At 61.8% G+C, this 20,451-nt stretch carries 19 protein-coding genes; 10 read left to right on the top strand and 9 right to left on the bottom strand.

Features of this window, described 5'->3' with window-relative positions:
• Positions 1-123 precede the first annotated feature (123 nt).
• The 8 genes from GJT30_04000 (at position 124) to GJT30_03965 (ending at position 6,445) form a co-directional block, all read left to right on the top strand.
• The gene (locus GJT30_04000; protein ID MSM38770.1) at positions 124-594 is read left to right on the top strand and encodes a cytidine deaminase; all 471 of its coding nucleotides are present in this window, start codon (positions 124-126) and stop codon (positions 592-594) included.
• Complete coding sequence (nrdR, locus tag GJT30_03995; GenBank protein ID MSM38769.1) at positions 591-1,043, top strand: transcriptional repressor NrdR; 453 nt, start codon at positions 591-593, stop codon at positions 1,041-1,043. The genes GJT30_04000 and nrdR overlap by 4 nt, the downstream gene beginning before the upstream one ends.
• A gap of 135 nt (positions 1,044-1,178) precedes the next feature.
• Positions 1,179-2,291: a bifunctional diaminohydroxyphosphoribosylaminopyrimidine deaminase/5-amino-6-(5-phosphoribosylamino)uracil reductase RibD gene (gene ribD, locus GJT30_03990; GenBank protein MSM38768.1), complete on the top strand. Its 1,113-nt coding sequence runs from the start codon at positions 1,179-1,181 to the stop codon at positions 2,289-2,291.
• Positions 2,276-2,923, top strand: coding sequence for a riboflavin synthase (locus GJT30_03985; protein ID MSM38767.1), 648 nt, complete (start codon positions 2,276-2,278; stop codon positions 2,921-2,923). The genes ribD and GJT30_03985 overlap by 16 nt, the downstream gene beginning before the upstream one ends.
• A 36-nt stretch (positions 2,924-2,959) precedes the next feature.
• Positions 2,960-4,165, top strand: coding sequence for a bifunctional 3,4-dihydroxy-2-butanone-4-phosphate synthase/GTP cyclohydrolase II (locus tag GJT30_03980; GenBank protein MSM38766.1), 1,206 nt, complete (start codon positions 2,960-2,962; stop codon positions 4,163-4,165).
• A 10-nt stretch (positions 4,166-4,175) separates the two neighbouring features.
• Positions 4,176-4,643 carry a 6,7-dimethyl-8-ribityllumazine synthase gene (locus tag GJT30_03975; GenBank protein ID MSM38765.1) on the top strand — a complete coding sequence of 156 codons (468 nt, stop codon included), beginning with the start codon at positions 4,176-4,178 and terminating at the stop codon, positions 4,641-4,643.
• Positions 4,643-5,065 carry a transcription antitermination factor NusB gene (gene nusB / locus GJT30_03970; protein ID MSM38764.1) on the top strand — a complete coding sequence of 141 codons (423 nt, stop codon included), beginning with the start codon at positions 4,643-4,645 and terminating at the stop codon, positions 5,063-5,065. Before GJT30_03975 ends, nusB begins: the two co-directional genes overlap by 1 nt.
• 66 nt (positions 5,066-5,131) lie before the next feature.
• Positions 5,132-6,445 (top strand): homoserine dehydrogenase, encoded by a 1,314-nt coding sequence (locus GJT30_03965; protein MSM38763.1) that lies wholly within the window; start codon positions 5,132-5,134, stop codon positions 6,443-6,445.
• Positions 6,446-6,504: 59 nt separating this feature from the next.
• Here the strand turns inward: GJT30_03965 and GJT30_03960 are convergent, their stop codons facing one another.
• The 9 genes from GJT30_03960 to GJT30_03920 all read right to left on the bottom strand — a co-directional run bounded on the left by GJT30_03960 (position 6,505) and on the right by GJT30_03920 (position 18,692).
• Positions 6,505-7,188 (bottom strand): GMP/IMP nucleotidase, encoded by a 684-nt coding sequence (locus GJT30_03960; GenBank protein ID MSM38762.1) that lies wholly within the window; start codon positions 7,186-7,188, stop codon positions 6,505-6,507.
• A 53-nt stretch (positions 7,189-7,241) separates the two neighbouring features.
• Positions 7,242-8,636 (bottom strand): threonine synthase, encoded by a 1,395-nt coding sequence (locus tag GJT30_03955; GenBank protein MSM38761.1) that lies wholly within the window; start codon positions 8,634-8,636, stop codon positions 7,242-7,244.
• Between the two features lie 182 nt (positions 8,637-8,818).
• Positions 8,819-9,031, bottom strand: coding sequence for a hypothetical protein (locus GJT30_03950; GenBank protein ID MSM38760.1), 213 nt, complete (start codon positions 9,029-9,031; stop codon positions 8,819-8,821).
• 315 nt (positions 9,032-9,346) lie between these two features.
• The gene (locus tag GJT30_03945) at positions 9,347-11,656 is read right to left on the bottom strand and encodes a tetratricopeptide repeat protein (GenBank protein MSM38759.1); all 2,310 of its coding nucleotides are present in this window, start codon (positions 11,654-11,656) and stop codon (positions 9,347-9,349) included.
• Between the two features lie 96 nt (positions 11,657-11,752).
• Positions 11,753-13,663: a DUF3488 domain-containing protein gene (locus GJT30_03940; GenBank protein ID MSM38758.1), complete on the bottom strand. Its 1,911-nt coding sequence runs from the start codon at positions 13,661-13,663 to the stop codon at positions 11,753-11,755.
• Positions 13,638-14,519, bottom strand: coding sequence for a DUF58 domain-containing protein (locus GJT30_03935; GenBank protein ID MSM38757.1), 882 nt, complete (start codon positions 14,517-14,519; stop codon positions 13,638-13,640). Before GJT30_03935 ends, GJT30_03940 begins: the two co-directional genes overlap by 26 nt.
• Positions 14,516-15,457 carry an AAA domain-containing protein gene (locus tag GJT30_03930; protein ID MSM38756.1) on the bottom strand — a complete coding sequence of 314 codons (942 nt, stop codon included), beginning with the start codon at positions 15,455-15,457 and terminating at the stop codon, positions 14,516-14,518. Before GJT30_03930 ends, GJT30_03935 begins: the two co-directional genes overlap by 4 nt.
• A 64-nt stretch (positions 15,458-15,521) precedes the next feature.
• Positions 15,522-16,271: a TonB family protein gene (locus GJT30_03925; protein MSM38755.1), complete on the bottom strand. Its 750-nt coding sequence runs from the start codon at positions 16,269-16,271 to the stop codon at positions 15,522-15,524.
• Positions 16,272-16,436: 165 nt separating this feature from the next.
• Complete coding sequence (locus GJT30_03920) at positions 16,437-18,692, bottom strand: phosphotransacetylase (protein ID MSM38754.1); 2,256 nt, start codon at positions 18,690-18,692, stop codon at positions 16,437-16,439.
• Positions 18,693-18,990: 298 nt separating this feature from the next.
• Here GJT30_03920 and GJT30_03915 point away from each other — a divergent pair, with 298 nt between their 5' ends.
• Positions 18,991-19,491 (top strand): HIT domain-containing protein, encoded by a 501-nt coding sequence (locus GJT30_03915; protein ID MSM38753.1) that lies wholly within the window; start codon positions 18,991-18,993, stop codon positions 19,489-19,491.
• Positions 19,488-20,444 carry an ROK family protein gene (locus GJT30_03910; GenBank protein ID MSM38752.1) on the top strand — a complete coding sequence of 319 codons (957 nt, stop codon included), beginning with the start codon at positions 19,488-19,490 and terminating at the stop codon, positions 20,442-20,444. The genes GJT30_03915 and GJT30_03910 overlap by 4 nt, the downstream gene beginning before the upstream one ends.
• The last annotated feature ends 7 nt before the right edge of the window (positions 20,445-20,451 follow it).

Genomic DNA, 20,451 nt, shown 5'->3' with positions numbered 1-20,451 from the left:
CAGACTGTCAAGAGGGGCGTAACCGCCCGACAATCCTTGACCTGTGGCGGGTAATCGGGTATGGTAGCCGGACGGCGCCCGAAACAGGCGCTATCCCAGGAGCATACACCCGCGAGGTGCCGCATGACCCGTCCCAGCTGGGATGAGTATTTCATGGAGATCACCCACCTGGTGGCCAGGCGCTCCACCTGCCTGCGGCGACAGGTGGGCGCAGTGCTGGTCAAAGACAAGAACATCCTTGCCACCGGCTACAACGGTGCCCCATCGGGCATTGCCCACTGTCTGGACGTAGGCTGCCTGCGCGAGCAGCTGCAGGTCCCTTCCGGCGAGCGCCACGAGCTCTGCCGCGGGCTGCATGCCGAGCAGAATGCCATCATCCAGGCAGCCAAGCACGGGACCTCCATCGAAGGGTCCATCCTCTACTGCACCACCATGCCCTGCATCATCTGCTCGAAGATGATCATCAATGCCGGGATTCGCCGGATCGTCTATCAGGAAGGGTATGCCGACCAGCTGGCAGCAGCGATGATCGCCGAAAGCGGCATTGCGGTGGAGCATTTCGTCCCGGCGCCTGCCGGGGAGGCTGCCCCATGAAATGCCCCTTCTGCGGTTTCGGCGACAGCAAGGTGGTCGACTCCCGGCCGGACAAGGGAGGGGCGACCATTCGCCGCCGGCGCGAGTGCGAATCGTGCAGCCGCCGCTTCACCACCCATGAGCGGGTGGAGGAGATCCTGCCGCTGGTCCTGAAAAAGGATGGCCGCCGCGAGAGTTTCGACCGCCAGAAGCCGATCTCCGGCATCCAGAAGGCGTGCGAGAAGCGGCCGGTCTCCATAGAGGCGATCGAACAGATGGTGGACCGCCTGGAGGTGCGTCTGCAGGAGAGCGGCGAACGGGAGGTGCCGAGCGCCTTGATCGGCGAATGGATCATGAACGAGCTGCACGGGCTGGACCAGGTGGCCTATGTCCGGTTTGCCTCGGTCTACCGGTCGTTCAAGGATATTAACGAGTTTATGGCAGAACTCCAGGACCTCCTCAAAAAGTAATCGGCTTCGATAAAAGTCCATCTGCGGCGTTGCGCGTCGGGGCGAGACGCTCAACGTACCTGGGGTACGCCTCGCATCTCTCCCCTTGCGCTGCCTTGCATCTGGAGCTTTTCTCGAAGCCTTGGAAAAGGGTGAATGGTGTCGGAACAGCAACACGAACGGTTCATGCGGCAGGCGTTGGTTCTGGCCCGCAAGGGGGTAGGGAGGACTTCGCCCAATCCGGCGGTCGGCTGCGTCGTGGTGCACGATGGCGTGGTGGTCGGAACCGGCTGGCACCGCAAGGCAGGCACCCCCCATGCTGAGGTCCATGCCCTGCTTGAAGCCGGCGAACAGGCGCTGGGGAGCGATGTCTATGTCACCCTGGAGCCGTGCAGCCATTTCGGCCGGACTCCCCCCTGTGCCGATGCCCTGGTGGCGGCTCGGGTCGGCCGGGTCTTCGTCGGTATGGTCGACCCCAATCCGCAGGTCTCCGGCAGCGGCATCGCCCGCCTGCGGGAAGCCGGTATCCCGGTTGTCACCGGGCTGCTGGAGGATGCCTGCCAAGAGATCAACCGGCCGTTCATCAAGCAGGTGACCACCGGCCTCCCCTATGTGACCCTGAAGAGCGCCATGACCCTGGATGGCAAGACTGCCACTGCCAGCGGCGATTCGCGCTGGGTGACCGGTGAGCCGGCCCGGCGCCATGTGCATCGCCTGCGCGCGATCTCCGATGCGATCATGGTGGGGGTGGGTACCGCGATTGCCGACGATCCGCAGCTCACCAGCAGGATCCCCGGTGGCCGCGACCCGCTCCGGGTGGTCGTTGACAGCCGACTCCGTCTGCCGTTGACCTCGCGCTTGCTGGGCCTTCAGTCGCAAGCCGCCACCCTGCTGGCGACCGTGTCGAAGGATGCGGAAAAGATAGCCCGGCTCCGGGACCGGGGCGCCGAGGTGCTGGTCTGCGCCGAACGGGAAGGCCGGGTCGATCTGCACGACCTGCTCGCACGTCTCGGTGGCCGCGGCATCCAGTCGATCCTTCTGGAAGGCGGGGCCGAACTGGCCGGCGCCATGCTTCGCCAGCAGCAGATCGACCGTTGCCTGTTCTTTTATGCGCCCAAGCTGGTGGGGGGGGAAGGGTTTGGCCTGTTCTGCGGCGCCGGGGTCGGGAGGATGGCCGATGCCGTCCCCCTGCAGCGGATCGGCATCCGGCGCATCGGCACGGATATTCTCGTCGAGGGAGAACCAGATTATTCATGTTTACCGGACTGATCGAGGATGTGGGGAGGGTGGTGCGCCTGGAGCGACGCGGCGCTGCAGCCCGTCTGATGGTGGCTACCGGCCTGCCGCTGGCTGAGATCGCCCTGGGCGAATCGGTGGCGGTCAACGGCGTCTGCCTCACTGTGGTTGACCGGGGCGAGGGGGCGCTTGCCTTCGACGTTTCCCCCGAATCGCTCCGTGCTGCCGGCTTTGCCGGGCTCTCAGCCGGGAAAGAAGTGAACCTGGAACGGGCGCTCAGGCTCGACCAGCGGCTCGGGGGGCACCTGGTTTCCGGTCACGTGGATTGCGTGGCAACCGTAGCCGAACGGCGCGAGGTTTCGGGCAATATCGTCTTTGTCTTCCATCTCCCGCCTGCCTACGGCCGCTACCTGGTGGCCAAGGGCTCGGTGGCCATCGACGGCGTCAGCCTGACGGTGAACGAGGTTACTGCCGACGGGTTTTCCGTGAACGTCATCCCCCACACTGGCAGTGCAACCACGCTGCAGCGGCTGAAACCGGGCGACGAGGTGAACATCGAGGTCGACATCCTGGCCAAGTATGTGGAGCGTCTGCTGGGGGGGAAGGATACCGGTCGCAGCGGCGGTCTCTCCCTTGAGGCGCTTGCACAAGCGGGTTTTTTGTGAGATAAACATCTGTTGACGAACTGACGGGAGCAAAGCATGCCTGTTGCCAAGATTGAAGACGCTATCGAGGAGATCCGCAAGGGGAATATGGTCATCCTGGTGGATGACGAGGACCGGGAGAACGAGGGTGACCTTACCATGGCCGCCGAGATGGTCACCCCCGAGGCGATCAACTTCATGGCCCGGTTCGGTCGGGGCCTGATCTGCCTGACCATGACGGCGGAGCGGTGCGACCATCTCCGCCTGCCGCTGATGGTTGCAACCAACACCTCGTCCTTCGGCACTGCCTTCACGGTCTCCATCGAGGCCAAGAAGGGGGTCACCACCGGCATCTCCGCGGCGGACCGCGCCCACACCATCCTGACCGCCGTTTCCGACGGCTGCAAGGCGGAAGACCTGGCCCGTCCCGGCCACGTGTTTCCTCTGCGGGCGAAGCCGGGCGGCGTGCTGGTCCGGGCGGGGCAGACCGAGGGCTCGGTGGACCTGGCGAGGCTGGCCGGGCTCAAGCCGTCCGGCGTCATCTGCGAGATCATGAACGACGACGGCACCATGTCCCGGATGCCCGAACTGCGCAAGTTCGCCAAGGAGCACGGGATTAAGATCTGCACCGTTGCCGACCTGGTGGCCTATCGCCTGAAGCACGAATCGCTGGTCAGGCGCGCGGCCGAGGTGAAACTCCCCACCACCTATGGTGGCGACTTCCGCGCCATTGCCTTTGAGAACGACATCGACAAGCTGGAGCATCTTGCCCTGGTCAAGGGGGATGTGCATGGTGAAGAGCCGGTACTGGTGCGGGTCCATTCCGAATGCCTCACCGGCGATGTCTTCGGTAGCCGGCGCTGCGACTGTTCGGACCAGCTCCATGCCGCCATGGAGATGATCGAGCGTGAGGGGAGGGGCGTGGTCCTCTACATGCGTCAGGAGGGGCGCGGCATCGGGCTGATCAACAAGCTCAAGGCCTATGCCCTGCAGGACGAGGGAAAGGACACGGTGGAGGCCAACCTGGCCCTCGGTTTCAAGGCCGATCTACGCGATTACGGCATTGGCGCGCAGATCCTGGTCAACCTCGGGGTGAAACATATCCGCCTGATGACCAACAACCCGAAGAAGATCGTCGGGCTCGAAGGGTACGGCATCGACATCGTGGAGCGCGTTCCCATCGAGATGGTGCCGACCAAGAGCAACATGGGATATCTGAAGACCAAGCGGGAAAAGATGGGACACCTGCTGGAAAATATTTGAGGGAGGGGTTATGCCGAAGTATTTTGAAGGGAATCTGGATGCCAAGGGGTTGCGGTTCGGCATCGTGGTCGGACGCTTCAACAGCTTCATCGGCGAGCGGCTGCTGGAAGGGGCCATGGATGCACTGTTACGGCACGGTGCCGATGACGGCAACATCGCGGTCGCCCGGGTGCCCGGCTCCTTCGAGATACCGCTGGCAGCCAAGGCCATGGCGGAGACCGGCAACTACGACGCACTGATCTGCCTCGGCGCGGTGATCCGCGGGGCAACCCCGCATTTCGACTACGTGGCTGGCGAAGTCGCCAAGGGGATCGCCCAGGTCTCCCTTGCCACCGGCATGCCGATCGCTTTCGGCGTCCTCACCACCGATACCATCGAGCAGGCCGTTGAACGTGCCGGCACCAAGGCGGGCAACAAGGGGTTCGATGCTGCCGTGACCGCCATCGAATCGGCCAATCTGCTCAAGGGGCTCAAGTAGTGGGGGCTCGCCGCGAAGGGCGTGAGCTGGCTCTGCAGGCGCTCTATGCCATCGATATGAACCCGATGTCGTCTGCCGGAGCCCTGCGGCTCTTCTGGGAGGAACACCAGGCTTCCGAGGGGATCAAGGAGTTTGCCGAGCTGCTGGTAAAGGGTGTCGACGAGCATCGGGCAGAGCTTGACCAGCGGATCAAGGAGCAATCCAAGAACTGGTCCCTGGGGCGGATGGCGAAGGTCGATCTCAACATCCTCCGCATTGCCGTCTACGAGCTTGCCTACCTGGGCGACATCCCCAGGAATGTGACCATCAACGAGGCGATCGAGATCGCCAAGAAATTTGGCAGCGAGGACTCCCCGTCCTTTGTCAACGGCATTCTCGACGAGCTTGCCGCCGGCCTGCCTGATAAACCGAACAGCCCGTAACCGGTGACCCTGCCCGTTTCTGCAACGGGCGCGGGTGTGCGGGCGGGCGTCATGTGAGAGGAAGTCATGGATGAGATAAAGATCGGCCTGATCGGTTTCGGCACGGTCGGTGCCGGCACTGCCAAGCTGTTGCTGCAGAATGCCCGGCTCATTGAAGAGAAGACCGGTGCGCGTCTCTGCCTGAAAAAGATTGCAGACCTGGACATCACCACCGACCGCGGGATTACACTGCCGGCAGGGGTGCTCACCACTAGCGTCGACGAGATCCTTACCGACCCGGAGATTGCCATCGTCATCGAGCTGATCGGCGGCTACGAACCGGCAAAGAGCTTCGTGCTCCGGGCCATCGAGCATGGCAAGCACGTGGTGACGGCCAACAAGGCCCTCCTTGCCCTGCACGGCGAGGAGATCTACGCTGCAGCGGCGCGCCGTGGCGTGGAAGTGCTCTTCGAGGCTGCCGTCGGCGGCGGGATACCGGTGCTGTCGGCCATCAAGGGGAACCTGGCGGCAAATCGGTTTGCCACGGTCCTGGGTATCCTGAACGGCACCTGCAACTATATCCTGACCAGGATGACCCAGGAGGGGGCCGAATTCGGTACCGTCCTGCGCACTGCCCAGGAGCTGGGCTATGCCGAGGCCGATCCGACCTTCGACATCGAGGGGATCGATACCGCCCACAAGATCAGCTTGCTGGTGTCGCTCTGCTTCGGCACCAGGGTGAATTTCGCAGATATCTACACCGAAGGGATCAGTTCGCTCTCCTCGCTGGACATCAACTTTGCCCGCGATTTCGGCTACAAGATCAAGCTGCTTGCCATCGGCAAGTGCGACAACGGCCAGGTGGAGGTGCGGGTTCACCCGACCATGATCCCGGTGAATCATCCGCTGGCAGACGTGGACGGGGTCTTCAACGCCATCAGGCTGACCGGTGATTTTGTCGGCCAGGTAATGTTCTACGGTCGCGGTGCCGGCATGGAGCCGACCGCCAGCGCCGTGGTGGGGGACGCGATCGAGCTGTCGCGGAGCATCCTGGCTGGTGCCGGTCGCAGGGCCGCCCCCCTCGGCTTCTTGGATGCCGAGGTGAAGAGCCTGCCGATAAAGCCGATCGGCGAGGTTGTCGGCAAGTACTATCTCCGCTTCAGCGCAGCGGACCAGCCGGGCGTCCTGGCCCGTATCTCGGGAGAGCTGGGGCGGTACGGCATCAGCATCGAGTCGATGATCCAGACCACCCGCAGCGTCCAGGAATCGGTCCCCATCGTCATCATGACCCACGAGGCGCGGGAGCAGGATGTACGCGACGCCCTGGCCGCCATAGACGGCTTTTCCGACATCATCCGCGAAAAGAGCAACCTGATCAGGATCGAGGATAACCTGGCCTAGCGGTTGCGAGAGTAGCGAGATAACAGACGAACAAAAGGCCCTCATGCGAGGGCCTTTTGTTATTTCAACGGGACAATGGTGCTTCCCTGCTGGGGGATCAGCTCGGTGAAGTAATGGATCGAGGAAAAGGTGTCGGAGCGCTGCGGCGCCAGGGCCGAACTGGAGCGGCTGACAAAGAAGAGGTGGCGGATGCCGTACTGTTGCGCGGTACCGAGGTTGGTTTCGCTGTCTTCGCCGAGCAGGGTGCGGTCCGGCTCAAAGGGGACCTTGTCGCGGAGTTTCCCCCAGAAGGCCACCTCTTCCTTGGGGTGCCCCAGGTCATGGGCCGAGACGATGCCGGTGAAATACGGACCGAGCCTGGTTTTACGCAGCTTCAGGTCGAGAGTCTTGCCATGGGCATTGGTGACGAGCCAGCTCTCTTTGCCGTGCTGGCTCAAAAAGAGCAGGAATTCCACCACGCCCGGATGTACGGCGATCAGGTGGTCGACCTCCTGCTTGAGGAGCGGGATATCCAGGCCGAGCTGCTCTGACCAGTAATCCAGGTCGGTCCAGTTGAGGGTCCGCTCCTGGGAGCGGAACATTGCGTAGAGCCGCTTTTTTGCCTGGTCGAGCGGGACGCGGTGTTTTGCGCCCCAGGTTTTGGGGACATGCTCCAGCCAGAAATGGTCGTCGAAGTGCCGGTCCAGGAGCGTGCCGTCCATGTCCAGGAGCACGGTGTCGATATCGCGCCAGTCCAGGCTCATGGGGAGGCGTACCAGGACGTAAGGCCGGTGAAGAGGCGTTTATCTCCCATCGGTCAGTGCTGTACGCGGCATTTTTCGATGATGAAGCGCCGCACCTGCTCCAGGTCGGCATCCATGACCTCGCAGCGGCTGGGGAGTCTGTCGATCCCCTGCAGCGAGGTCGGCAGAGGGGGCGCCGCTCCGGTGGCCTTCTCGACCGCTTCGCCAAACTTTGCCGGATGGGCCGTGGCAAGACAGACAGCGATCCGGTCAGAGGCGACGGCATCCTGGGCCGCCTTTATCCCGACTGCGGTATGCGGGTCGAGGAGGTAGCCGGTCCCCTTGTGAAACGCCTCGATGGTTGCCAGGGTCTCTGCCTGGTTCACGGAGCGGGTGAGAAACTCCTCCCTGACCTGCGCCATCTCCGCTTCGGTGAATTCCATCCTGCCGGATGCGGCGAAATCGGCAAAGGCCTGGCGCACCCGGGCCGGGTCCTCTCCGAACAGGTAGAAGAGGTAGCGCTCGAAATTGGAGGCGACCTGGATGTCCATGGAGGGGGAAACGGTGGAGACCACGGTCCCGACGGAGTAGTCTCCCGAAGAGATGAACCGGCTCAGGATGTTGTTTTCGTTGGTGGCCAGGAGCAGCTTGTCGATGGGGAGCCCCATCCGTTTTGCCACGTAGCCGGCAAAGATGTCGCCGAAGTTGCCGGTAGGGACCGCGAAGACCACCTGCTCGGTCTCCTGTCCGGAGACCCGACACCAGGCGTAGAAGTAATAGACCACCTGGGCCAGGACCCGCGCCCAGTTGATGGAATTAACCGCCCCCAGGGAGTACTCCTCCTTGAAGGCGAGGTCGTTGAAGAGCGCCTTGACGATGTTCTGGCAGTCGTCGAAGGTGCCGCGCGCCGCTATGTTGTGCACGTTGGGATCGGTAACCGTGGTCATCTGCAGCGCCTGGATTGGCGATGTTTTCCCCTGGGGGTGGAGGATGAAGATATTGATGTTCTCCTTGCCCCGGACGCCGTGGATGGCAGCGCTTCCCGTGTCGCCCGAGGTGGCGCCGACGATGTTCAGCTTCTGTCCGCTCTCGTGCAGGAGGTATTCGAAAAGGTTGCCGAGCAGTTGCAGTGCCACGTCCTTGAACGCCAGGGTCGGACCGTGGAACAGCTCAAGGATGTACAGCCCGTCCTGGTGGACCACCGGCGTGATCTCCGGGTGGGTGAAGGTCGCATAGGAACGGTCGATCAGCCGCCGTAGATCATCGGCTGGGATATCGTCGGCAAAGAGCGACAGTACTTGGAATGCCAGCTCCTGGTAGCTGAGCTCCTTCCAGGAGGCGAGGGTGGCCTGGTCGATGACCGGGATCGCCTCCGGCAGCAGGAGGCCGCCGTCGGTCGCAAGCCCCATCATCACTGCCTCGCGGAATCCGACCGGTGCAATGCCCCCTCTGGTGCTGATGTATTTCATGGTGCGTCTCCATGGTGAAAGATATCGCAGTTGCGAAGAACAACAAAGTTTAGCAGGAAATGGGGGAAATGGGAAGGGGCGGAAACGCACCGGATTCCGGTGCCGGGGAGGGGAAAAGAAGAGGGCCGCTACTCGTGCGGCCCTTTCAGGTGCTGCCTCTTTCTGTTGTCATGTCACCTCCTCTATGCTTCCGTTTTGGCTTCCTTCCTCAGGCCCTTGGCGAATCCCAGCATGACCATGGCGGCCGGTACGAGCTGTCCTATGACGATCAGGGCGCAGAGGCCGAGGAAGATGGTTGAATAGATGCCGCTGTTGTCTTCCCGTGCGCCGGAAGCTGCGAAAGCGGTTGCGGTCGGTGCGAGTGCTGCGATGGTTGCGCTGATCAGGGATTTCATGACATCCTCCTTTATGTTTGTCCTGCTGGCGTTTGCTTTTGTAATAGGTTATTGCAGCAGGCATACCAAGATTAACAAATAATTATAAAATGTATATAATGTGCTGGAATCATGTGCAAAATGATTTTTCGGCCCATGGGGGGGACAGGTTGGAACCGATGGGGAGCGGAACGTCTTGTATGAAAAAGCCATACGGAAAATATGGGGGATGGCAGGATAAACCGTTGCTGGATGCAGGTCTACGGGGATCGGGTCAGATGTGCGGGAGTGTTATACTGTACAAAAAAATGTGCAGCAGCGAGGGGATTGCCAGGGTCAGGATTCCTTATCGTCTTCCAGCTCGATCAGTTCATCGTCGAGCAGGTCTTGGATCTCGTCGCCCCCCAGCTTATAGAGCCGTAACTGGGAGTCGCGCAGTCCGGGGTTGGTCAGGACGATCTCCCGGTAAAGGGTGATGGCATCGTCGGGGCGGTCCAGGCACTCGTAGAGGAATGCCAGCTCGTATTTGAGATTGAGCCGGGATTCGGTCGAGAGTGACGCGAGTTGAAGCCCCTTGCTGAAGGCCTCCTCAGCCGCGGCAAGGTCTCCCTTGTCCCGCCAGCAGATCCCTTCCAGGCAGGCGCAGTCGGCAGCCCTGGCAGGATCGACCGAAGCGGCACGGAATTCGGCCACGGCATCGTCGAATAGACCCATCTCACGGTAGGCTATCCCCAGATCGTAGTGCGATTCGGTGTCGGTCGCATCCAGCTGCTCGCCGACTCCTTTCTTGAAGGCGGTAAAGAGGTCGTCCAGGTCGTATTTCCCCGTGCTTGCCTGGCTCTCCTGTCCCTGCGCAGTTGGTGGACTTTCCTGGAGGAAATCGCGGAAATCGGGTATCTCGTCCAGGGAGAACAGGGATTCTCCTGCCTCTTCCGGGCCGGCGCTGCCCGATGTCTGCACCGGCTCGAAGGACTCGTCGGCAGCAACCCCGTCCTCTGTAAGGTTGAGAGAGGAGATCAAGGCATCGATGCCCGTTGTCGTGGCTTCCCAGTCGAATGCGGGATTCTCGGGGGCTTGGAACTGTTCCGGTTCTTCCTGAACGAAAGGAGGCTGGATCGGCTCTTCTTCCGGCAGGAGGAATGCCTCCACCGGCAGCGGGTCGAGTATGGTCAGGGTAACCCGGAGCGGTTCCATGGCATCTTCGGTGTTGCCCGGCTCCAGTGTCTCGTCTGCAGCCCCCGGCAATACATCGTCAAACCGGATAGCCCCCTCGTCGATGTCAGGGATTGGGAACGGCTCGCCGGCCGGCACTTCGCCAGCTTCCGGGGAGGGTTCGACACTGGTCATTGTCTCTGTTTCCGGCAGGGAAGCGGGCATATCGTCGTCAATGCCGAGGTCGATCTCTTCTTCCCATTCGGGGATCGGTTCGTCTTCTCCGGTTGCAGACAGGGGGATCTTCCGTTCCGGCGCTGCAGAGAGGTTGGCCAACTCGTCGTCCGGCGCGGTAAGAAACGGTGAGAGTGCCTCATCATCCGGTCCGGACAGATCGGGCGACCCGGCTGCCGGTTCCTCTGCCGTTTCCTGCGGGGCAAGAATGGCGAGATGGGCGTTAACTGCCGCAAGCTTGTCGCTGTCGCCTGTCTCGGCATGGAGCCAGGCCAGCCCCTCCAAAGGCCTGGTATCGTGGGGCGCCTGGTCATGCAGCCCGGTATAGAACCGCTCCAGTGCTTCGCCGCGACCGTTTGCCAACAGGAAGGATCGGAATGCAGCGAGGATTTCCAGCGCCTGTTCCAGATCTCCGGTGGCGATGGCAAGTTCGATGAGTTCTTCTCGTGGACGGCATTCGTCGGGAAAGCGCTGGCAGAGCAGAGTGAGGATATCCCGGAGCTGCCCCGAATCGCCGGATGTGCGGAGTGCGTCGCTCAAGAGGTACCATGCCGCCAGATTGGTTGAGTCGTGGGCGATGATTTCCCTGAGCGTGGCCAGTGCCGGCGTGGTTTCGCCGCGCTGGATCTGGGCGGAGACCAGATTGAGGATGATCGAGCCCTTGTTCGGATAGAGGGCGGAGATGCGGTCGCAGAGCTGGGTCAGGGGGGTCTTATCTGCCTTGCCCATCAGCTGCTGGGCCAGCTGCAGGTAGTATTGATAGGCTTCTTCCGGCTGGTTGGCCGCATGGAAGGTTTCCGCGGTCTTCAGCAGGGTGTTGAGGTTGGCGGGATCGACCTCCCGCATCCGCTCCAGGACCTTCAACGCCTCCCCATGTCTCCCGTCCTTGAGGTAGCCGTTGAGAAGCTGGTTGAACTCGGCCAGGGCATTGCCGGTCAGCCCCTGCTTGACGTTGAGATCGGCCAGGGTGAGGGTGATCCTGGTGTTGTCCGGAGCGAGGCGTTGAATCTGCTTGTAAAAGGCGATCGCCTTGAGGAAGAAGGAGCTGTCGGCAAAGTATTTGCCGATGGTTTCGTATTCGGCAATGGCCTCTTCCTGGCGGTTGACCCGCACCAGGAGCTCAGCCAGCCGCTGCCTGACCTTGATGTCGCCGGGATCGAGCGCGATGGCCTGTTCCAAGTCCTTCACGGCCTTGTCGATCTGGCCCTTGATGATAAACTTCTGCGCGCTCTCCAGGAATTTGTCTTTTTTGGAGCTCAACGGATACCTTCACGAGGAGTTGGACTGATAGGGTAACGGACTGAAAATAATGGAAGAGGTGGGGCATGTCAAGGCGAAACGGGGGAAGCGCTTCCTTCAGCTCCGGAGGCGATCGGTGCGCAATGCCTTCAGGAGAGCGGTGAGTTCACGGCGCTCTCCCCTGCCGAGTGGCCGGTCGTGGTAGACTGCGCTGCTGTACAGCTTGGCGAAGCGGACGGCGCGCGGATCTTCCATACGTGTTGCCAGGTCGAGGATACCGGTCTCCGGCGGCATCTCCCCGCCCGGTTCGACCAGTGCGATAAATTGCCTGAGCAGCCGTTCTTCAGGGGAGAGACGGTGTCGTCGGGCCAGGAGCAGGACGATAGAGACGGCTGCCACTGCGAGCACCGCCACGAGTCCGTTTCGGCGCAGGTTTCTGGGCATCGTCAACCGGTGTATCTGCTCCCCGGCCCTGTTAACCAGTTGCAGCTGCCGTTCGAGATCATAGGTGATGACGGCCAGTTCCCAATAGTAATTGAGCGTGTCGGCCATGGTGGCAAGGCGTCTCGACAGGCTCCGGGTCCGCTCGTTGCCGAGCTCGGCAAAGCCGGATGCCCAGGTGCTCGGGTCCACGGTTACCCACCCCTTTCCCTCCAGGTAGATCTCGGTCCAGGCGTGGGCCAGCTCGTCGGTGATGACGTAGTATCCCCCCAGTTCGTTGTAGTTGCCGCCGTAGTAGCCTCCCACGACCCTTGACGGCACTCCGGCACCCCGCATGATCAGGGCAAGGGACGAGGCGAAGAATTCGCAGTAGCCCTGTTTGCGGTCAAAGAGAAACAGGTCGAGGGAGTTGCTGCCGGTGGGGAGGTTCGTGGTGGCATACCTGAGATCGAGGGAGCGGAAGAGCTCCTGTGCAAGAGAGAGACGCTCCCGGTCGGTCTTCCCTGTGCTGCCTATTTTCGCAGCTGCGGCGGCAAGGCGTGGCGGCAGGTCTTTGGGCAGGCGGAGATAGAAGTGACGATCGATGGGGCGCCGCAGCGCCAGGGTATCGCCGGGAGCCGAGAATGCCTCGTACGTGGTCCTCCGCCGGGTCACAGCAGGGGAGGTGGTCACCAGGTCGCCCGCGGTGGTCGATCTGACCCCCGAGATCCTGGCGGTCACATTGATGCCGGGGAGGTAGGGGAGTTTGCCCGCCTCGGGAAAGATGGCCTGCCGTATCAGGGCACCCCTGGGCCGGATCGACTCCTCACCGGGGGGCGGGGGCTGCCGTACCCATGCACCTGCCGAATAGCGGTTGAAGACGACGGCGCGCCAGTACAGCTGCTGGCTGCCCAGCGGCGTCATTGCGGCGCGAAAGACGATGCCCCGACCCGCATCGATGGTCGGTGTGCTGCCGGGCTGCACCCGGTCGCTCAGTCCCGACGCTTTCCGTCCCTGGCCTGGCATGGTGTCCCAGAGCGGGATCTGGGTCCTGGGGAGGATGGCGAAGAAAAAGAGCATGAGCAGAAGGCTGGCGCCCCCGCTGCAGGCGATCACCTTCCCCAGGGTTGCCAGCTCGGGGCGGCTGAGCGCTAGCAGAGGGTCGGTTTCGTGGAAGGTCAACAAGACCAAGGCCGAGACGATTAGGACCAGGAGCAGCACCAGTGCGACGAGAAACAGGGGGCTCAGGCTGAACAGGGTGGAGGCTGCCAGGCAGAAGAGCGCCAGGGCGCAGGTCTGCAGGTAGGCGCGGTTGCTCCGTTCGCCTGCCAGGCGCACAGCGAGAAAGATCGCGAGCAGGTTGGCCGCCGGAACCACGACGTTGTCGCGGCCGAAACGGAGGGCATAGAAGAAAAAGAGCAGCAGCGAAACCGCGGTGAAGAGGGTTGCCGGGGGGCGAATCCCTTTGCGCTGCAGGATCAGGCCCGCAATGGCTGCAGACGGCAGGATGACCCTGGGGAGTGGCTCCAGATGCGGATAGAGCGGGAGCACCCCGATGAGGGCGATCAGGAGGACCAGGATTTCAAGCAGCCGGTTGAGTCGCATCATAGAGCGCCAGTTCCGTGAGCAGTCGCAGACGGTGATTCCGTCCGCTTGCGGCCGGGATTGTTCTTCCCGCAGCCAGTTTGAGCCCCACCGCCCGGTTTTCCTGACAGAAGCGGTTGATCTGATGGGCGGCAAGGGAGAGCCGTTCCTCCAGGGGGAGCGCCGCGGCTACGGTCAGGTCGATGATGACCGGTTCGTTGCGAGCGGTTCCCAACTCCTTGACCTTGAACCCTTCGTGGCGGGCCGAAAGACGCCAGTGGATCAGCTTGAGCGGCTCGGTGCCGGTATAGTCCGCGATGGTGACCATGTCGCCGTCTATGCCCCGTTCGGTCCTCTGGATCTCGCCGGTGCTGTCGTCCCTGACGCTGAAGGGGGCATGCGCTGAGGCCAATGGGGCCGGGAACGCCACTGCCTCGCCGTCGCAGTCGATTTCCACGCAGCGGACGAAGAAATTCACCGGGAATGGCGAGCAGATTCTGGCTGCGCCGGCAGCATGCCTCCCCCGGCCGGAAAAGGTGTGCAGGAAAGAGGTGGCCTGTGTGGCGCTTCCATTGACGACGGTGAGACTGCACGATGCCCCGAGGATCTGGATCCGGAGCAGGTAGGAGGGGAGCCGGGGTTTCAGGTTGGTGATACGGATGGTGACCTGGGTCGGCCGGCCGCTGTAGAGTTCGTCCGGGAAATGGACGCTGCAGTCGAGCCAACGGATGTTGAGCCATCCCAGGAGGCCTGATGTGGCCATGAAACCGAGCAGGATGGAGACCAGCAGGTAGAGGAGGTTGTTGCCGGTATTGACCGCGGCAAAACCGAGCAGGAGGGTGGTGGCGACGTACAGAGCGCCGGTCCTCGTGATGCTCAGGCCAGCGGGACGGGCACGTTTCTGAGGACGGAGCGTAAGATCTCCTCCTTGTCCAAGTGTTCGTTTTCGTTGCGGCAGACGAGTCGATGCGCCCCGACCGGGATGGCTACGGCCAGGACATCCTCGGGCGCCACGTAGTCACGGCCGTCGAGGAAGGCGTGAGCCCGGGCAGCCTGGGTGATGTTGATGCCGCCGCGGGTGGAGATGCCGGCCGCGACCAGCGGATGTTCGCGGGTGGCGATGATCAGTTTCATGATATAGCCGGTGATCTTGTCCGACAGGTAGACCTGGTCGCGAATGGCGCGCTGGGTCGAAAGGATCGCCTCGGCGGAGAGGAGCGGCGGGATCTCACGGATCTCGTCACGGATGCTGCCATGTCTGATGATCGCCTGTTCGACCTCCTCAGGCGGGTAGCCGAGGCCTGTCCTGATCAGGAAGCGGTCCATCTGCGATTCGGGCAGGGGATAGGTGCCGACCTGTTCGGTCGGGTTCTGGGTGGCGATCACCAGGAATGGCACGGGAAGCTGGTAGGTGACCCCTTCCACGGTGACGCGCCGTTCCTCCATCGCCTCCAGCATGGCGCTCTGGGTCTTGGGCATGGCGCGGTTGATCTCGTCCGCCAAAAGGATGTTGTTGAAGATCGGGCCGCGGATGAAGGTGAAGCGGTTTTCGTCGCGGTTGAAGATGGAGAGGCCGGTAATGTCGGATGGCAGCAGATCGCTGGTGCACTGGATCCTGCCGAAGGTGAGGCCCAGAATCCCCGCCAGGGTCAGGGCCAGGGTGGTCTTGCCCAGGCCGGGGATATCTTCGAGGAGAATATGGCCGCCGGAAAGGAGGGCGATGAAGGAGAGCTTCACGGCCCGGACCTTTCCCTGCAGGTAACTGCCGGTGACGGTCTCGATGGCGTTCAGGATGGCGTCGCGCTGCGGATTGCTCATGGGAATCCTCGTGCCGGGATGATTCCCATTGTACCACACCCGGCAGCAAGGTGAAGGGGCAGACCTATCCTGCCGGAGCGGAGAGGAGGTTGAGCGGCGCGTTGAAACGGATGGGTGCCGTGAAATAGCCGCCGGCAAAGTGCTCGGGAAGCGGCGGGACAGGGCTGGCCGCCTGGAGCGATTTGAGCACTGTCCGGTCGTACTGGGGGTTGCCGGAGCTCTGGATGACCCTGGCATTGACGATCTCGCCGTTTCGGGCCACTACGATGTTGATGATCGCACCCCTGGCGCCTTCGAAATGGCCGCCGTCCACCCACCATTTTTCGTTGATCGTCCTGAGCATGTCGAGATAGTACTCGCGCATGTCGTCACGCAGGCTGCGACCGTCTGCCAGGGTACTGAAGTGGCCGTTCATCAGGCCGAGGCCAAAAGAGGCCTTCTGCAGGGCTTCTGGTTGCTGGGCCGCGGAACTGACAGCATTTTTCAGTGTTTCCGTGAGCTGTTCCGCCTCGCTGGGGGGAGGAGCGGGTTGCGGCTCCGGCTCCAGGGGAGTTTCCGTAGTTTCGGCCATGGGGGCCGGTGGAGCCGGGGGGGTCTGTGAAGTGGCCTTTTGTGCGGCAGGGGAGGGGGACTCGCTCATGGTGAGATCGATGAAGTTGATGGTGGGCATGCCCCGCTGTCCGCCATTGCCTGAGGTGATGCAGAGGGCGAAAAGGGTATGGACAACCAGTGAAATGACCAGCATCCTGGGGAAGATGACGGGGGTCGCAGGGGTGCCTGAAGTGGGCTGGAAGGTGTCGAGTTCATATTCCATGGGGTTTTCCGCGATGCTCCCTCTGTCGAGATGGTTTCATTAGAATTGATCGTAGCACAAGGCGAGCCAAGATAACAAGAAAACAGGGCTGCCGTGCGGCAGCCCTGTCAGGGCGTCAACTGCTGGATGTAGGTTTGACTCTCCAGCCGGTTCGGGCGGATACGGCTAGTTGTTCTGCGCGTCCACCACGGCAATGGCTGCCATGTTGACGATGTCCATCACGTCGTCACCGCGCTGCAGGACATGGACCGGCTTGTTCATCCCCATCAGGATCGGACCGATGGCATCTGCGCCCCCCAGGCGGGTGAGGAGCTTGTAGCAGATGTTGCCGGAGTTAAGGTCCGGGAAGATGAGGATGTTGGCCGCACCCTTCAGGCTGGCAAAGGGGTAGTTTTCCGTGAGGATTTCGGGCATCACCGCGGTGTCGGCCTGCATCTCGCCATCCACGGTCAGCTCGGGGGCGCGCTGTTTGACGATCTCGGCAGCCTTTTTCACTTTGATGGTCTGGGGATGCTGTACCGATCCGAAGTTGGAGAACGAGAGCATGGCAATCTTGGGCTCGATATCCAGGAGCCTGGCCTTGTCGGCTGCCAGGATCGCGGTTTCGGCCAGCTCTTCCGGTGTCGGCTCGATGCAGACGGTGGTGTCGGCCAGGAAGAAGGTCCCTTTTTTGAAGACCATCACATAAAGGCCATGGACGCTGGAAAGCCCTTCTTTCTTGCCGATCACCTCCAGGGCCGGGCGGATGATGTCCGGATAGTGGGCATCGATCCCGGAGAGGAGGGCATCGGCATCGCCGCACCGCACCATCTCGCAGCCGAAATAGGTGCGGCCGCGCCGTCTGATCATCCGTCTCGCTTCGGTCAAGGTGATCCCTTTCCGCTGCCGCTGCTCGAAGAGCGCCTGGGCGTACCGCTCCGTGTCGGGTGTGTCGTCCGGGTCGATGATGGTGACGCCGTTCAGGTCGAGATTGAGCCGATCGATAGACTTCTGGATCTCGACGCGGTTCCCCAGCAGGATGGGATAGGCGATCCCCTCCTCGATCATCACCTGGGCGGCACGGAGGATCTTTTCGTGCTCCCCTTCGGGGAGAACCACCCGTTTCGGATCGGTCTTGGCCTTGTTGATGATCATCCGCAGGGTTTCCTTGGCCTTTCCCTGCAGGGTTTCCAGGTGCTCCAGGTACTTTTCCATGTCTGCAATGGGCAGGCGGGCAACCCCCGACTCCATGGCCGCCCTGGCAACGGCCGGGGCAACCCGCAGGAGTGCCCTCGGGTCGAAGGGTTTGGGGATGATGTACTCGCGGCCGAATTCGAATTTCTTGTTGCCGTAGGCCCGGCAGACCGAATCGGGGCAGTCTTCCTTGGCCAGTTCGGCCAGGGCCAGGACGCAGGCTTTTTTCATCTGCTCGTTGATGGTGGTTGCCCGGACATCGAGGGCGCCACGGAAGATGAACGGAAATCCGAGGACGTTGTTCACCTGGTTCGGATAGTCGGATCGGCCGGTGGCCATGATGGCATCGGCCCGTACTGCGGCGACCTCTTCCGGGGTGATCTCCGGGTCGGGGTTGGCCATGGCGAAGATGACCGGATTAGGGGCCATGCTCTGGATCATTTCCGGGGTAAAGGCGCCCTTGCTGGAAAGGCCGTAGACCACGTCGGCCCCCTTCATGGCATCTTCAAGGGTGCGTGCATTGGTCTCGATGGCGAACCGTTCCTTGTACTCGTTCATCCCGGCTGTCCGGCCCTTGAAGATGACCCCCTTGGTGTCGCAGAGGATGAGATTTTCCTTTTTCGCACCGAGTGTTATGGCCATCTGGGCGCAAGCGATGCCCGAGGCGCCGGCGCCGTTGACGACGATGCGGATATCCTCGAACTTTTTCCCCACCAGCTCCAGGGCATTGGTGAGCGCCGCTCCGGAGATGATGGCGGTACCGTGCTGGTCGTCGTGGAAGACCGGGATGTTCATGGTCTCCTTGAGTCTCTCCTCGATGTAGAAGCACTCGGGGGCCTTGATGTCTTCCAGGTTGATGCCGCCGAAGGTCGGTTCCAGCAACTCGCATACCCTGATGATCTCATCCGCGTTCTTGGTATCGACCTCGATATCGAAGACGTCGATATCGGCAAAACGCTTGAAGAGGACGCCTTTCCCTTCCATGACCGGCTTTCCGGCCAGCGCCCCGATGTCGCCCAATCCCAGGACGGCCGTGCCGTTGGAGAGGACTGCGACGAGATTCCCTTTTGCGGTGTATTTGTAAGCATCTTCAGGGTTTTTCTCGATCTCCAAACAGGGTTCGGCAACCCCTGGTGAGTATGCCAGCGAAAGATCGCGGGAGGTGAGGCACGGTTTGGATGAAATGACCTCGATCTTCCCTTTGCGACCACTGGAGTGATAATCCAGGGCTTCCTGTTTCTTGCTCATTACGCTACCTCCTTGCGGAATTTTACTGAGGGTAAAAATTGACTGGGCTGCCATGGAGGGGATTTTACTCGTAAGGTGTGCTCCAATCAAAAGTTGTTCTACATTATTGCCAGTTACGATGCGAAGTCAAGACTTTATTCTGGGTAAAATAAAATAATGCCGCAGATTTTGCGTGGTTGTTACGGCCAAGGGTTGTCAAACGGGAGTTATTCGTTAGTATTTATTTTCAATCATACCCGAACAACCTGCTTTCGGTAGGTGGTGTCACAACTTTTTTGAAAAAGGTGAAGAACTCCGTATGGAACTACTGCGGGCGCCCTGGCGCATGGGATATATCACGGCGGACAAGGTTGAGGGGTGTATCTTCTGCGTGGGGGACGATGCGGAAGCCGACCGTGAGCGGCTCATCGTCCACCGGTCGCAGCACACGTTCGTCATGCTCAATCTCTATCCCTATACCAACGGTCATCTGCTGGCAGTCCCCTTTCGGCACACCGCCGAACTCGACCATCTGACCGACCCGGAAATGCTCGATTTCATGAAGACGGTTCGCCTCTGCCGAGCTGTCCTGGCTGCGGCATCCACACCCCAGGGGTACAATCTGGGCATGAACCTGGGCAGGGCAGGGGGCGCCGGGGTTGATGAACATCTCCACATGCATGTGGTCCCCCGTTGGAATGGCGATACCAACTATATGTCCGTAGTGGCAGAGGTGAGGGTCGTTCCCGAGGCGCTCCTGGTTACCTACGACCGGCTGCGCCCCCTGTTCGACGAGATCTCGTTGGGCGGTGCGGTATGAGCGGGCGAGCGGCTGTTGTCGGGATCGATATCGGCGGTACCAATCTTCGCTTTGCCTTGGTAACGGCGGATGGCGACGTCTGCTCCCGGCTCCGACTGTCGACGGAGACGACTCGTGCCGGCTTTCTCCATCAGTTGACTGCAGGTATCCGGGAACTGCAACAGCAGGCGCCGCAGCTGGGGTGTCGTCTGGTGGCCGCAGGCGCCGGTGTGCCGGGGCTGGTCACCCGGAGCGGGGAGATCCTGTCGTCGGTGAACCTGCCTCATTGCGAGGGGGTAAACCTGGCGCGGGAACTGACGCAGTCGGCCTCTCTTCCGGCGGTTGTCGGCAACGATGCCAATGTTGCCGCCTGTGGCGAGCAACGGTTCGGGGCAGGGAGGCCGTATCGTTCATTTCTCATGGTAACGCTCGGGACCGGTGTGGGTGGCGGTCTGATCCTCGATGGCCGCCTCTGGACCGGAAGCGACGGTTTTGCCGGAGAATTCGGTCATATGACCGTGGAGCCCGACGGAAGGCCGTGCCCCTGCGGGAACCGGGGGTGTCTGGAACAGTATGCCTCTGCCACTGCCCTGGTGGCAGCGGCCCGTGAAACGGCACTGCCCCGCAGAGTGGCGGAGAGCGCTGAGTCTCTCGCCGATGCGGCCCGTTCCGGAGATCCCGGGGCCATGGCGCTTTTTGCCCGAGCCGGTCGCTATCTCGGTATTGCCTCTGCAGCGGTGATAAACCTGCTCAATATCGAGGCGATCGTTGTCGGTGGGGGGGTGGCTGCGAGCTTTCCGCTGTGGGGTGAGGCAATGCGCCGGGAGATCCACATGCGGGGCTTCAGGCCGGCGGTGGCACGGGTGGCGGTTGTCAGAAGTGAACTGGGTGATGATGCCGGAGTGCTGGGAGCTGCTGCCCTGGCCTTTGCGGACTATGATGCAGCTGTTGAGACCGTTGCAACAACAGAGTAGATGCCAG

This window comes from Geobacter sp. (genome assembly GCA_009684525.1).
GTDB lineage: Bacteria > Desulfobacterota > Desulfuromonadia > Geobacterales > DSM-12255 > Geoanaerobacter.
This window is presented reverse-complemented; position numbering and strand designations above follow the sequence as displayed.